15 protein-coding genes are annotated in these 11,845 nt (G+C 63.6%); 7 read left to right on the top strand and 8 right to left on the bottom strand.

Translation table 11 applies throughout. From position 1 onward, the window contains the following. Nucleotides 1–168 precede the first annotated feature (168 nt). Nucleotides 169–954: an enoyl-CoA hydratase gene (locus B2P87_RS15165; protein WP_141890210.1), complete on the bottom strand. Its 786-nt coding sequence runs from the start codon at nucleotides 952–954 to the stop codon at nucleotides 169–171. A gap of 58 nt (nucleotides 955–1,012) precedes the next feature. Here B2P87_RS15165 and B2P87_RS15160 point away from each other — a divergent pair, with 58 nt between their 5' ends. Beyond that, nucleotides 1,013–1,435, top strand: coding sequence for a PaaI family thioesterase (locus B2P87_RS15160; protein ID WP_141890211.1), 423 nt, complete (start codon nucleotides 1,013–1,015; stop codon nucleotides 1,433–1,435). On the opposite strand, the gene asd is transcribed toward B2P87_RS15160, so the two are convergent. The 4 genes from asd to B2P87_RS15140 all read right to left on the bottom strand — a co-directional run bounded on the left by asd (nucleotide 1,432) and on the right by B2P87_RS15140 (nucleotide 4,360). Further along, nucleotides 1,432–2,322 carry an archaetidylserine decarboxylase gene (gene asd, locus B2P87_RS15155; protein WP_141890212.1) on the bottom strand — a complete coding sequence of 297 codons (891 nt, stop codon included), beginning with the start codon at nucleotides 2,320–2,322 and terminating at the stop codon, nucleotides 1,432–1,434. The genes B2P87_RS15160 and asd overlap by 4 nt on opposite strands. Nucleotides 2,323–2,532: 210 nt before the next feature. Continuing rightward, entirely contained in the window at nucleotides 2,533–3,396 is an 864-nt protein-coding gene (speE, locus tag B2P87_RS15150) for a polyamine aminopropyltransferase (protein WP_141890213.1), read from the bottom strand. After that, nucleotides 3,393–3,899: an adenosylmethionine decarboxylase gene (gene speD, locus B2P87_RS15145; RefSeq protein WP_058286768.1), complete on the bottom strand. Its 507-nt coding sequence runs from the start codon at nucleotides 3,897–3,899 to the stop codon at nucleotides 3,393–3,395. The genes speE and speD overlap by 4 nt, the downstream gene beginning before the upstream one ends. 245 nt (nucleotides 3,900–4,144) lie before the next feature. Next, nucleotides 4,145–4,360, bottom strand: coding sequence for a DUF1127 domain-containing protein (locus B2P87_RS15140; RefSeq protein ID WP_286852837.1), 216 nt, complete (start codon nucleotides 4,358–4,360; stop codon nucleotides 4,145–4,147). Between the two features lie 114 nt (nucleotides 4,361–4,474). Here B2P87_RS15140 and B2P87_RS15135 point away from each other — a divergent pair, with 114 nt between their 5' ends. From B2P87_RS15135 to B2P87_RS15110, 6 genes are all read left to right on the top strand, one after another. Then, the gene (locus B2P87_RS15135; RefSeq protein WP_141890215.1) at nucleotides 4,475–5,878 is read left to right on the top strand and encodes a PLP-dependent aminotransferase family protein; all 1,404 of its coding nucleotides are present in this window, start codon (nucleotides 4,475–4,477) and stop codon (nucleotides 5,876–5,878) included. A 165-nt stretch (nucleotides 5,879–6,043) separates the two neighbouring features. Further along, nucleotides 6,044–6,502 (top strand): 50S ribosomal protein L13, encoded by a 459-nt coding sequence (rplM, locus tag B2P87_RS15130; protein ID WP_008554374.1) that lies wholly within the window; start codon nucleotides 6,044–6,046, stop codon nucleotides 6,500–6,502. A 5-nt stretch (nucleotides 6,503–6,507) separates the two neighbouring features. Then, on the top strand, nucleotides 6,508–6,993 hold the full coding sequence (gene rpsI / locus B2P87_RS15125) for a 30S ribosomal protein S9 (protein ID WP_058286771.1): 486 nt from the start codon (nucleotides 6,508–6,510) through the stop codon (nucleotides 6,991–6,993). A gap of 166 nt (nucleotides 6,994–7,159) precedes the next feature. Beyond that, the gene (locus tag B2P87_RS15120) at nucleotides 7,160–7,783 is read left to right on the top strand and encodes a CatB-related O-acetyltransferase (protein ID WP_141890216.1); all 624 of its coding nucleotides are present in this window, start codon (nucleotides 7,160–7,162) and stop codon (nucleotides 7,781–7,783) included. A gap of 134 nt (nucleotides 7,784–7,917) precedes the next feature. Next, on the top strand, nucleotides 7,918–8,286 hold the full coding sequence (locus B2P87_RS15115) for a group I truncated hemoglobin (protein WP_141890217.1): 369 nt from the start codon (nucleotides 7,918–7,920) through the stop codon (nucleotides 8,284–8,286). Next, nucleotides 8,283–9,341 (top strand): adenylate/guanylate cyclase domain-containing protein, encoded by a 1,059-nt coding sequence (locus tag B2P87_RS15110; RefSeq protein ID WP_141890218.1) that lies wholly within the window; start codon nucleotides 8,283–8,285, stop codon nucleotides 9,339–9,341. The genes B2P87_RS15115 and B2P87_RS15110 overlap by 4 nt, the downstream gene beginning before the upstream one ends. Before the next feature lie 9 nt (nucleotides 9,342–9,350). Here the strand turns inward: B2P87_RS15110 and B2P87_RS15105 are convergent, their stop codons facing one another. The 3 genes from B2P87_RS15105 to B2P87_RS15095 all read right to left on the bottom strand — a co-directional run bounded on the left by B2P87_RS15105 (nucleotide 9,351) and on the right by B2P87_RS15095 (nucleotide 11,845). After that, nucleotides 9,351–9,968, bottom strand: coding sequence for a TetR/AcrR family transcriptional regulator (locus B2P87_RS15105; RefSeq protein ID WP_141890219.1), 618 nt, complete (start codon nucleotides 9,966–9,968; stop codon nucleotides 9,351–9,353). Further along, on the bottom strand, nucleotides 9,961–10,830 hold the full coding sequence (ppk2, locus tag B2P87_RS15100) for a polyphosphate kinase 2 (RefSeq protein WP_141890220.1): 870 nt from the start codon (nucleotides 10,828–10,830) through the stop codon (nucleotides 9,961–9,963). Before ppk2 ends, B2P87_RS15105 begins: the two co-directional genes overlap by 8 nt. Nucleotides 10,831–10,891: 61 nt before the next feature. Next, a complete protein-coding gene (locus B2P87_RS15095) occupies nucleotides 10,892–11,845 on the bottom strand; it encodes an alpha/beta fold hydrolase (RefSeq protein WP_141892067.1) in 954 nt (317 codons plus the stop codon).

The raw sequence follows: 11,845 nt of genomic DNA, 5'->3' as shown, positions 1-11,845 counted from the left end.
TCCGCAGCAGCAGCCCAAATTGTGCAGGCCTGTGACTGTGCGCCGGCCTTGCCCAATCTTTGCCATCTTTCCGCCCGAATTGAAAGGCAGTTGGCTGGCGTCTTAAGGAAACAATAGGTTTCGATTGGTAAACAAAGCCTAAAGTTCTCCGAAAATTTTCAGAAAACCTTATTCCTGCCAGTCCGGCGCGCGTTTTTCGATGAAGGCGGCCATGCCTTCGATGGTGTCGCGGTACATCAGGTTCTCGACAATCACCCCGCTGGTATAGGCATAGGCCTGATCCAGCGGCATCTGCAGCTGCTCATAAAACGCCTGCTTGCCGATCTTGACCGCGGCCCCCAGTTTTGCGGCGATGGTTTCGGCCAGCTTGGCGGTTTCCGCCTCCAGCTCCTCCAGCGGCACGGCGCGGTTGGCCAGCCCCAGATCCACCGCGCGGGCGGCGTCGATGAACTCCCCCGTGGTCAGCAGCTCAAACGCCTGCTTGCGCGGGATGTTGCGCGACAGCGCCACCATCGGGGTGGAGCAGAACAGGCCGATGTTCACCCCGTTGACGCCGAACCTGGTGCCTTCCGCCGCCACCGCAAGATCGCAGGAGGCGACCAGCTGGCAGCCCGCCGCCGTGGCGATGCCATGGACCTGGGCAATCACCGGCTGGGGCAGCGATTGCAGCCCCATCATCACGCTGGTGCAGCGGGCGAACAGATCCTGGAAGTAAGCCTTGCCGCCATCCTCGGAGCTGCGCCCGGCCGTCATTTGCTTGATATCATGACCCGCGCAGAACCCTTTGCCGGCGCCGGACAGGATCACCACTTTGATGCTGCTGTCCTCGCGCAGGGCATCTATCTGGTCCTGCAGCGCCGCCAGCATCTCGTCCGACAGCGCGTTCAGCTTTTCCGGTGTGTTCAGGGTCAGCCGGGCGATATTCCCCGTGTCGCAACGTTCCAGAATTGCCATCTTGCTCTCCTCCCAAGGGTTGCGCCAACTCTAGTCAGCGCGAAGGGAAAGGAAAAGCATGGCACTGGCATTTGATGTCGCAGGTCTGACGGACTACCTGCATGAGATCTTTCCGCAGGTGAAGGACGACTTTGCCATTGATGCATTGGATGAGCACGGCCTGCGGATGCGCCTGCTGACCGCGGAGCGTCACCTGCGGCCGGGCGGCACCGTGTCGGGGCCGTCGATGTTTGCGCTGGCCGACTGCGCGATCTATGCGCTGATCCTGTCGCGGCTGGGGCGCGAGGCGCTGGCCGTCACCACCAATTGCTCATTGGATTTCATGCGCAAACCCGTGGCGGGCGCGGATGTGATTGCCGAGGCGCGGCTGTTGAAGCTGGGCCGGGTCCTGGCGGTGGCGGATGTGCTGATGTATTCCGAAGGCATGGAGGAGCCGGTCGCCCGCGCCTCCATGACCTATTCGATCCCGCCCAAGCGTTAAAGCGCGGTGGCAAGCGGCTGGCCGACCTTGACCAGCGTCTCCCGGCCCTTGGCGCTGTTGGCCGCGAGGTCTTCGGCAAAGCGGATCCTGCCCGGTTCGAACACCACCACCACGGTGGAGCCGCCGAACTTGAAGTAGCCCTTTTCGTCCATCTTCTGCACCGCGCCTGTCGTGCGGGTGTTGACGATGGCGCCGACGCCAAAGGCGCCGACCTCGACAAAGCAGTAGCTGCCGAAGTTTTTGGTCTCGACCAGGGTCCAGCTGCGCTTGTTCTCGCCAAACACATCCGGCCCGGCCCCCAGCGCAATCGGGTTGACCGAATGCAGCGCGCCGGGAATGTCCTGCGCCGCTGTGATGCGCCCCGCCGCCGGGAAGTGGTAGCGGTGATAATCCGCCGGGCACAGCCGCACAATCGCCAGCGCGCCGCCGGTGAAACGCTCGGCAATGCCCGGCAGCATGGTGCGGACCGACATCGGATGGCCCTTGACCGGGACAAAGACATCCTCCGCCAGTTCCGGAAACACCAGCACGCGCCCGTCCGCGGGGGAGACGATGTCCGCCGGATCATCGCTGAAGGGACGGGCTTCGGGTTTCAGGTGGCGCACGAAGAAGTCGTTGAAACAGCCGTAGCTGTCCGCAGGCGCCGTGGCCTCCGACATGTCGATCGACAGATCCTCGACAACCTTGGCAATCTTCCCCCTGGAAAACCGCGAGTCGAACCAGGCACCCATCAGCCGGCTGATGAGCGCGGAGCGGAACAGCAGTTTCTCCACCGGCCTGGCGCTGGCGGTCTGATAGGCCCAGCGGATCCATTTCTCGCCCAGCACAACCTCTTCGAAGGTCTCGCCGGTTTCGCGGTCAACAACAAGGATGGGGTCGCGCTGCATTTGGCCTGCCACTTGTGAGTAAGATCCTGCCGCGCCTAGCAAAGACTGGCAGTCAGGCCAAGGGGGATTGGCGCGCAACGTTAGGGCCGGCTACGTTAGGGGCGGGGCCGTCCAGCCCGGAGGGCAGGCTAGGCGCGAGCGCGGGGCGCTTGGGCAGGACAGGTGCTTCAGCCATGAAAAAGGGGGCCGAAGCCCCCTTGTGCCGCCCGCTTAGGGGAAAAGTTTCTTCACGTAGTTCGGCAAGGCGAACGCGGCCTTGTGAACCTCCGGGTTGTAATACCCGGTGTCGATCCCGGCGGCGGCAAAACGCGCCTCCAGCTCTTCAAGGCTCACGTTGCGCGCCTTGTCCGAGCGGCTGCCCCAGCCAAAGGCCATCGGCCCGCCGGCATAGGTCGGCACGGTCGCCAGATAGCACGAGGCGTCGGCAAACAGCGCCTGAAACGCCCGCAGGGTGCCGGTCAGCTCCTCGCCCTGCATGAACGGCACGCCGTTCTGGGTAACGATGATTCCGTCCTCCGTCAGCGAGCGCGCCGCGTGTCCATAGAACGTGTCGGTGAACAGAACTTCACCGGGGCCGATCGGGTCGGTCGAATCGACGATGATCACGTCGAACTTCTCGGTGTTCTCTTTCATGAAGAGCGCACCGTCGTTGATCACCAGATTGAGGCGCGGGTCGTCAAAAGCGCCATCGCTCAGCATCGGCAGATACTCTTTCGAGAAATCCACCACGCCGCCGTCGATCTCCACCATGGTGACATGCTCGACCGAGGTGTGGCGCAGCGCCTCGCGGGCCATGCCGCCGTCGCCGCCGCCGATGATCAGCACGCGCTTTGCATTGCCATGCGCCAGGATCGGCACATGGGTCAGCATTTCGTGGTAGATGAAGTTGTCGCCTTCGGTGGTCTGCACCACGTCGTCCAGCGTCAGGATGCGGCCGAACTGGCCGTTCTGGAACACTTTCAGGCGCTGGTGCTCGGTGTTGCTGTCATAGAGCATCTCGTCCACGCGCAAACGCTGGGCGTAATGCGCGTGCAGGCTCTCGGTGACCCACTCCTTCTTCGCGGCATCGCTCATGCCGCGACCTCCTTGGCGATCAGCTCCTCCCCGCGCAGCAGTTCGCGCACTTCCACCATGTCGGTGTTGAACGCCTCTTTCAGCACGCCGACGGCTTTCCACGGCTCGGCGTCGCCGCACATGAACACGTCAAACGCGCCATAGCCGATTTCCGGCCAGGTGTGGACAGAGATGTGGCTTTCCGCCAGCACCGCAACGCCCGAGACGCCCTGAGGCGAGAACTTGTGGGTGTGGATGTGCAGCAGGGTGGCGCCGCAGACCTCGACACATTTGCGGAAGGCGTTCTGGATGCGCTCTTCGCAGTCCAGGCCGGTGCCCTTCATCACTTCGATGATCAGATGCGTGCCGGCGAACACCTTGCCATCCTTGCGGATGAAATGGTCTTCGCGGTCGGACTCAACAACAGCATCAAGATTCGCGGCAGTTACACCGCGGGCGGTATCTTCCTCATGGGCGCCTGTCTCCAGACCGATCCCCAGTTGGAAGAGGTTGGCGTCTTTCATGGCGCTCCCCTTCGTTCCAGCAGATGACAATCCAGACGGCCCTTAGCGCCCCCCCGGATAAGGGTCCGGGGTTGGGATCGGTGCCGAAAGTGAGGGGGCATGTAGGACCCATGAAAGATTCGTTCAACCTTAAATTTCCGCATAGCTGGTAACGCATGGGCGGGCGGCTCTGCCGGGCGTGGGCGGGCGGACAAAAAAAGGCCGGGGCGAACCCCGGCCGTCAGGTTGTTCTTTTGCCCAGGGGATCATGGGCGCCAGAACGGAAGAGTGGCTTGATAATGAGCGTCGGCACGGGACACGCCGATGTCCTCCAGCTGCGCGTCGCTCAGGTGTTTCAGCTGGCACCGGGTTCGGTGGCGCAGGCTCCATTTGGTGACCAGCACGGCAAACAGGACAGCCCACTGCGCCAGCACCGGCAGGGCCGGGCGGCTGTTCAGAAAGGACATATTCGATTGTGCCATTTGCGTGTGCTGTGCCATGGGAGGCTTCCTTCGTATTGTGTTGATACAATCCTGTTGATTTGTCGTGATGTTCTGATACAAAGGGGTAAGAGTATTGTCCAAGGATGGATTGTAATGGGTACAATTTGGCCGCAGAGCCTGGCAGGGGCCAAGGGGCCGAAGTACAAAATGGTGGCCGACACAATCCGGTCAGCCGTCGAAACCGGTGGCTTGAAAACCGGTACAAAGTTACCTCCGGTGCGCGATCTCGCGTACCAGTTGAGCATTACGCCCGGCACCGTGGCCCGCGCCTACAGCATTCTGACCGATGAGGGCGTGCTGGAGGCCGAGGTGGGGCGCGGCACCTTTGTAGCCGAAAAGAAGAAACCGGTGCCGGATGACGTATGGTCGCGGCAGCTGCATCTGGCCGAGGCGCGCGATCCCGGCCATGTCAGCCTGTTCAGCCCGCGGATTGCCGACATGGGGCAGGTGGCCGCGGTGCGCGAGGCGCTGCACAAGGTGGCGGAGGGCGACGCCCGGAAATTCCTGAATTACCCGACCCGCGACGCCTATCTGCCGGTGCGCCAGGCCGCCGCCGCCTGGGTGGGGCAATCGCCGGTCGGCACCGTGACCGAAAATGACATCGTACTGACGCACGGCGGCCAGAACGGGCTGATGGTGGTGCTGCAAGCCATCCTGGAGGGGCCGCAGCCGGTGATCATGGTGGAGGATCTGACCTATGCGGGCTTCCGCCGCGCCTCAGAGCTGCTGCGGGCCCAGGTGGTCGAGGTGGCGATGGACGAACACGGTATCCGCCCGGATTCGATGGAGCTGGCGATCCGCAAGACCGGCGCCACCGTCCTGTGCACCAGCCCCGAGGTGCACAATCCCACCGGGCTTTACACGCCTTTGGAGCGGCGCAAGGAAATCGTCCGGATCGCCCGCCGCCATGGCGTGCAGATCGTCGAAGACGACTGCTACCGCCTGGGCGAGGCGCGGGCGCCGGGCTACCGGGCGCTGGCGCCGGAACTGGCCTGGCATGTGTCCTCGATCTCCAAGATCCTGACGCCCGCCTTGCGCGTCGGCTTTGCGCTGGCGCCGGAGGGGCGGGCCGCCGATCTGCGGCGGGTGGCGGAATACGGTTATTTCGGGCTGGCGCAGCCGCTGGCCGATCTGGTCCGCATCCTGCTGACCGATCCACGGCTGCCCGGACTGGTGGACAAGGTGCGCGCCGAGATGGCCCGCTATGTGCGGGTGGCAGTCAATGCACTGGGCGGCTTTGACCTGACCTGGAACCCGGATGTGCCATTCCTGTGGCTGCGGCTGCCCTCGGGCTGGCGGGCGGCGGCCTTTACCCGCGCGGCAGAGGCCAACGGGGTGCAGGTCCGGTCGGCGGATGAATTTGCCCTGCGCGACGGCCGCGCCCCGCACGCGGTGCGCATCGCCGTCAATGCCCACGTGCCGCTGAAGCGCTTCGAGGAGGCGATGCTGCGCCTGCGTGCCCTGCTGGACAACCCGCCGGAGCAGATCAGCGTCTGAATTTATGGGGTAATATAATACCTAATTTGTAACGCATTGTTTGGCAACGATTTATTCTTGATTACCCCTGTTGACGCAGCATTGCGATCCCCGTAAACCCCCTCCATCGCATTCAGGCGGGACCGTTTTGGATTCTGCCTTCACGACAAACAGGATTGACCTGCCATGAAAACCTTCTCTGCTACTCCGGCAGATATCGAGAAGAAGTGGATCCTGATCGACGCCGAGGGCGTTGTTCTGGGCCGTCTTGCCTCGATCGTTGCCATGCGCCTGCGTGGCAAGCACAAAGCCTCGTTCACCCCGCATATGGATATGGGCGACAACGTCATCATCATCAACGCCGACAAGGTGCAGATGACCGGCAAAAAGCGTGACGAAAAATTCTACTGGCACACCGGCCACCCGGGCGGCATCAAGTCGCGCACCAAACAGGAAATCCTGGAAGGTGCACACCCGGAGCGCGTCGTGTTCCAGGCCGTCAAGCGCATGCTGCCGGGCAACCGCCTGGCGCGCCAGCAGATGACCAACCTGCGTATCTATGCCGGTGCCGAGCACCCGCACGAAGCCCAGGCCCCCGAAGTTCTGGATGTCAAATCCATGAACAAGAAAAACACCCGGAGCTGATATCGATGGCTGATCAGATCAACACTCTCGAAGAGCTCGCAGCTGCAACCGGTGTGGAAGCAGTGGCTGAGGAAACCATCGCGCGTGAGCCGGTTCGTGACGAACTGGGCCGTGCCTATGCCACCGGCAAGCGTAAAGACGCTGTTGCCCGCGTCTGGATCAAGCCGGGCTCCGGCAAGGTCGAGGTGAACGGCAAGGAAATCAACAAGTACTTCGCCCGTCCGGTGCTGCAGATGATCCTGCGCCAGCCGTTCCAGGTTGCCGGCGTCGAAGGCGAGTTTGACGTTTACGCCACCGTCAAGGGCGGCGGCCTGTCCGGTCAGGCCGGTGCGGTCAAGCACGGCATTTCCAAAGCGCTGCAGCTTTACGATCCCGCCCTGCGCGGCGCGCTGAAAGCAGCAGGCTTCCTGACCCGCGACAGCCGCGTTGTGGAACGGAAGAAATACGGCAAGGCCAAAGCCCGCCGTTCGTTCCAGTTCTCGAAGCGTTAATTCGGAACATATCCAATTCGAAAGGGTCCGCCGCTGGCGGGCCCTTTTTTTGTGCCTGTTTTTTTGAACCTCCCCGCTTTTGCCGAAATCTTTCAGGGTTCTTTTAGGAAGATTTTCTAATTTGTTTCCTGAACCGAGCGACCAGCAAGCGAAGGCAGGACAGATAATGGTAACACCGGAGAACCCCAAGACTGCTCCGATCGGCAACGGGCAGCTGGACATCGGCCGCTTCACTCATGGCTACGAGGATCTGGACATCCAGGAGCAGGGCGGCGGGGCCAATGTGTCCATTGGCGCGTTCTGCAGCATCGGCAGAGGGATGCGGATCCTGCTGGATGCCTCGCCCATGCTGGACCGGATCACCGCCTTCCCCTTTGGCGAGGTTTTCTGCGAAGAACTGGGCGGCGCCGGGGTGCACGTTCCGCGGCAGAACGGCGGCGATGTTGTCATCGGCAACGACGTCTGGATCGGTGCCAATGCCACCGTGCTCGCCGGTGTGACCATCGGCAATGGTGCCGTCATCGGACCGAATGCCACTGTCGCCAGCGATGTCGGTGCCTATGAGGTCTGGGCGGGCAACCCGGCCCAGCGGGTGCGCAAGCGGTTTGACGACGCGGTCTGCGAAAAACTGCAGGAGCTGCGCTGGTGGGATCTGCCGCTGCCGCTGATCCGGGAAATGGCACCGCTGCTGTCGGCGCAGCCGACGGTTGAACTGCTCGAAGGCCTGCAGGGCATCGTCGCCGATCTGGTGACCTTCACCGACCAAGGCGCGGACGAAAACGCGGCCTGAGGCCGGGCAGGGCTTTGCCCGCGGCAAACCGGCTTGATGTGCGGCCCGGGACCGGCCAGGTCCCAGGGCCGTTAACTTTTTGGCAGAACTGGCGTAACATGGGCTGACTGCTTCCTGTTGGGAGGACAGCTGCCATGCCGCAAACCATCTATGAGAAATACGGCGGGTTCAGCGCCATCAGCCGAGTCGTGATGACATTTTACGAGATGGCGCTCGAGTCCGATCAGATCGGCGACTACTTCGCCGACGTCGACATGGCGCGGCTGATTGACCATCAGACCAAGTTCATCTCCTCGCTCCTGGGCGGGCCGGCCGCCTTCAGCGACGAGCGGCTGGAGGCGGTGCACAGGGCGCTTGGCATCACCCATGAGGATTTCGACGAAATGGCGGCCCTGCTCAAGGAGGCACTGGAGCAGCACGGCCTGTCCGAACCGGATGTGCGCACCACGCTGACCGCGATCGAGGCCAAACGCAACATCATCGTCACCAGGAACGCGGCATGAGCATTGCCGCCATCAACGAGCAGCTGCTGCGCGCGATTGGCGTCGGGGTGGCGGTGGTGCGGGCCTCTGACCTTGGGTTTGTCTTTCACAATCAGCCCTTTGCGGAATGGTTCGGCACGCCGGGCGAGGGCGCGGCGCTGACCGATGCCATCGACGGGCTGGACCGCGCGGATCTGGGGCCGCTGTGCGAGGAGGGGCTGCGCTATTCAGCGGAGCTGAAGATCAAGCGCAAGCGGCGCACGCTGGTCTTTGCCATCAACATCTCGCAGGCCAGCCATCTGGACGAGGCGCTCCTGGTGGTGGAATGCCAGAACATCACCCGCATCCGCGAACTGGAAAGCATGATCGACAGCTATTCCGCCATGGTGGAGCGCAACACCCGCGAGCTGGAGCGCGAGAAGGAGCGGGTGGAGCGGCTGTTGCTGAACCTGATGCCGCGGCAGGTATATGAGGAGTTCAAAACCTTTGGCGTCGTCACCCCGCAGCTCTATCCCAAGGTCTCGGTGGTGATGCTGGATTTTGTGAATTTCACCGATTTCGCCTCCCGCACCGATCCGACGGTCACGCTGGGCGAGTTGAACGACATCTTCACCGCCTTCGACCGCATCGTCGAGCAATTCGGCTGCGAGCGGATCAAGACCATTGGCGACGCGTATCTGGCGGTGGCCGGGATGCCGGAACCGATGCCCGAACACGCCACCGCCGTGGCCCATTGCGCCACCCGCTTCCTGCGTTATCTGGAGCGGCGCAATCAAAGCCACCAGCACAAATGGCAGGCGCGGATCGGGCTCGGCACCGGCTCCGCCGTCGGCTCGGTGGTGGGGATCCAGAAATACGTCTACGACGTGTTCGGCCCCGCGGTGAACCTGGCGTCCCGCCTGCAAGTCTTTGCCAATCCGATGAAAATCGTCGCCCCCGAAGAGATGAAGGCCGCACTGTCGGAGGAGTTCCGCGTCACCGACATCGGCCCCGAAGACATCAAGGGCATCGGCGAGGTCCATCTGATCAATGTCGGTGACGAGCTGAGCGCGCCGCAGCCCGCCAGCCGGTACTAACTGTCCGTTCTAGCTGTCCGGCTCTATCAGACCCAGCCCGCGTAAATAGATGCCAATGCCGCTTTCCAGCAGATCCTCGGGCGGAAACGGAGAGGTGGCGCCGGGAGAGTTGCGGGCATAAAGCTCCACCACCCCGTGGCTCATCGCCAGAACATGCGCCGAGAACATCGAGGCCGGCGGGCGTTTGTGTTCGGGGATGTGCTGGCTCAGGTCCGCCGCGGCGCGTTCCAGGATCTGCCGCGCGCGGGCGGCGGCATCGGCCAGCTCCGGCGTGCGGTTCACTGACACACCGCTTTCGAACATGGCGATGTAATGGCCCGGATGCTTGCGCGCAAAGGCCAGATAAGCCCGGCCCGTCGCCTCGAACGCGGCCAGCGCCGAGGGCTGGTACTTGTCATAGGCGTGCTGCATCAGGTCGGCAAACATGATGTAGCCCTGGCGCGCGGCCTCGGCGATCAGGTCTTCGCGCCCTTCGAAATGGCGATAAACCGCGGCCGGGGTGACACCCGCCGTTTTGGCGGCCTCCGACAGGGTGAAGCCGGTCGGGCCCTTGGCCTCGATCAGCTGCAGGGCGGCTTCGACCAGCGCCTGGCGCAGGTTGCCGTGATGATAACCGCGTTTAGGCATCCCAGATGTCCGGGCCTCCGCAAATTTCCGTGTCCAGGGCGCCGATGGCCTTGGCGTCCTTGTTGTCATAGTCAATGCCGCACAGCACGGCCCGGATCGCCGCCAGCCGCGCCCGCCGCTTGCCGTCGGAGCGCACGATGGTCCAGGGGGCCTCGGGGCAATGGCTGCGCGCGAGCGTCTCGGAGATCGCGTCCGTGTAGGCGTCCCATTTCTCCAGCCCCTTGACGTCGATCGGGCTCAGCTTCCACTGCTTCAGAGGGTCGGATTCCCGCTTCAGGAACCGGCGCAGCTGTTCCGCCCGGCCGACGTTGAGCCAGAACTTGAACAGCTTGACGCCGTCCTCCACCAGCGCCTGCTCAAACCCCTTCACCTGGTGAAAGAACCGCTCGCGCTGGTCATCGGTGCAAAAACCGAACACCTTTTCCACCACGCCGCGGTTGTACCAGCTGCGGTCGAAGAACACGATCTCGCCGCCCGACGGCAAATGCTGGATGTAGCGCTGAAAGTACCACTGGCTCTGCTCTTCTTCGCTGGGTTTGGACAGCGCCACAACCCGGGCGCCGCGCGGGTTCAGGTTTTCGCGGAAGCGTTTGATGGTGCCGCCCTTGCCGGCAGCATCGCGGCCCTCCAGCACAATGGCGATGCGCGCGCCGCTGGCCTTGACCCAGGCCTGCAGCTTGACCAGTTCGATCTGCAGCGCCTCCAGCTCCGTCTCGTAGGTCTTGCGCGCCATCCGCTCCCGGTGCGGATAGCTGGGGGTGATGATTTCGTCCTTGTCCGCGGTCTGGATCGCCTTGCGGATCTCCTCCGGCGCGCCGGTCTGGTAGTAGCGGCTGATGGCCCCGTCAAATGGCAGCGTCATATGCAAAACCCTTCTGTCCCCAACACCTTATATGGGGATGCAGTATGGAATGTGAATCGCCTTAACGCAAATCTGCCCGGGCGGCAGCGCGCAGCACCGCGGCGGCAACTTCATCGGTTGCCACGTGGTGCGGCATGTGGCCGATCCCCTCCAGCAGCGTCAGGGCGGCACTCGGGACGTCCCGCACCAGCTGGCGCGCGTGGATATTGGGGCTGACGGTGTCATCCGCAGTGCCGTGGACGATTTCGACAGGCACCCCGATCCGGCTGTAAAGCGGTGCCAGCGCCTTCACCTCGGACAGCAGGTTGGCGCGCTGCCGGGCATTGGCCCGCAGCGAATTGCGCCGCAGCGTCAGGCCGATGCCGAAATGCTCGGCATAGCCTTCCGGCACCGGCTGCGGCGCAAACACCGCGTCCAGCGTGCCCATGACGGTGGCGCGGGACACAAACGCGGTCAGGGCCGGGATCGCGAGGGCGCTGCCGATCCGCGACGACGTCACCTTGTAAAACGTGTCCAGCGGCGTGTCCCACGGGTGCGACACGCCTGCAACGGACACCAGCGCCGCCAGCGCCTCCGGGTGGTCGACCGCCCAGGCCAGCGCCACCGCACCGCCATAGCTTTGCCCCAGCACCACAGGCTGCTGCGCGCCCAGCTGCGACGCGGCCTGGCGCAGCAGGTCCGCCTGCTGCCGGATCGTTGCGCCGCTGCTGTTCAGGCGGTCGGAATAGCCCAGGCCCGGGCGGTCGAACACCAGGATGCGGAAATCCCTTGCCAGCGCCGGCGCCAGCCGGAAGGTCATGTCCCGGGTATTGCCGCTGGAGCCGTGGATCAGCACCAGGTCCGGCGCGCTGCCCTTGGGCTGGCCCATCTCCACCACATGCACCCGGTGGCGCCCGACCACCAGCACCTGACCCTGCGGCGGGTGGCTGGCCTCGGCGGCGGCCTCGCGCCGTCCGGCCTGCCAGGCCGTCAGCGCGGCGCCGGTTGCAACAGCGAGGCTCAGATAAACCAGCAT

This window comes from Leisingera sp. UBA4491 (assembly GCF_002388965.1).
Classification (GTDB): domain Bacteria; phylum Pseudomonadota; class Alphaproteobacteria; order Rhodobacterales; family Rhodobacteraceae; genus Leisingera; species Leisingera aquaemixtae.
Note: the sequence above shows the minus strand (reverse complement) of the source record. Positions and strands in the feature narration are given on the sequence as shown.

Coding starts and splice junctions, on each gene's coding strand:
- B2P87_RS15115 (WP_141890217.1), top strand. CDS start 7,918: ATGCCGCAAACCATCTATGAGAAATACGGCGGGTTCAGCGCCATCAGC.
- B2P87_RS15110 (WP_141890218.1), top strand. CDS start 8,283: ATGAGCATTGCCGCCATCAACGAGCAGCTGCTGCGCGCGATTGGCGTC.
- B2P87_RS15120 (WP_141890216.1), top strand. CDS start 7,160: ATGGTAACACCGGAGAACCCCAAGACTGCTCCGATCGGCAACGGGCAG.
- speE (WP_141890213.1), bottom strand. CDS start 3,396: ATGAGCGATGCCGCGAAGAAGGAGTGGGTCACCGAGAGCCTGCACGCG.
- rplM (WP_008554374.1), top strand. CDS start 6,044: ATGAAAACCTTCTCTGCTACTCCGGCAGATATCGAGAAGAAGTGGATC.
- speD (WP_058286768.1), bottom strand. CDS start 3,899: ATGAAAGACGCCAACCTCTTCCAACTGGGGATCGGTCTGGAGACAGGC.
- asd (WP_141890212.1), bottom strand. CDS start 2,322: ATGCAGCGCGACCCCATCCTTGTTGTTGACCGCGAAACCGGCGAGACC.
- B2P87_RS15140 (WP_286852837.1), bottom strand. CDS start 4,360: ATGGCACAATCGAATATGTCCTTTCTGAACAGCCGCCCGGCCCTGCCG.
- B2P87_RS15095 (WP_141892067.1), bottom strand. CDS start 11,845: ATGCTGGTTTATCTGAGCCTCGCTGTTGCAACCGGCGCCGCGCTGACG.
- B2P87_RS15160 (WP_141890211.1), top strand. CDS start 1,013: ATGGCACTGGCATTTGATGTCGCAGGTCTGACGGACTACCTGCATGAG.
- B2P87_RS15165 (WP_141890210.1), bottom strand. CDS start 954: ATGGCAATTCTGGAACGTTGCGACACGGGGAATATCGCCCGGCTGACC.
- rpsI (WP_058286771.1), top strand. CDS start 6,508: ATGGCTGATCAGATCAACACTCTCGAAGAGCTCGCAGCTGCAACCGGT.
- ppk2 (WP_141890220.1), bottom strand. CDS start 10,830: ATGACGCTGCCATTTGACGGGGCCATCAGCCGCTACTACCAGACCGGC.
- B2P87_RS15135 (WP_141890215.1), top strand. CDS start 4,475: ATGGGTACAATTTGGCCGCAGAGCCTGGCAGGGGCCAAGGGGCCGAAG.
- B2P87_RS15105 (WP_141890219.1), bottom strand. CDS start 9,968: ATGCCTAAACGCGGTTATCATCACGGCAACCTGCGCCAGGCGCTGGTC.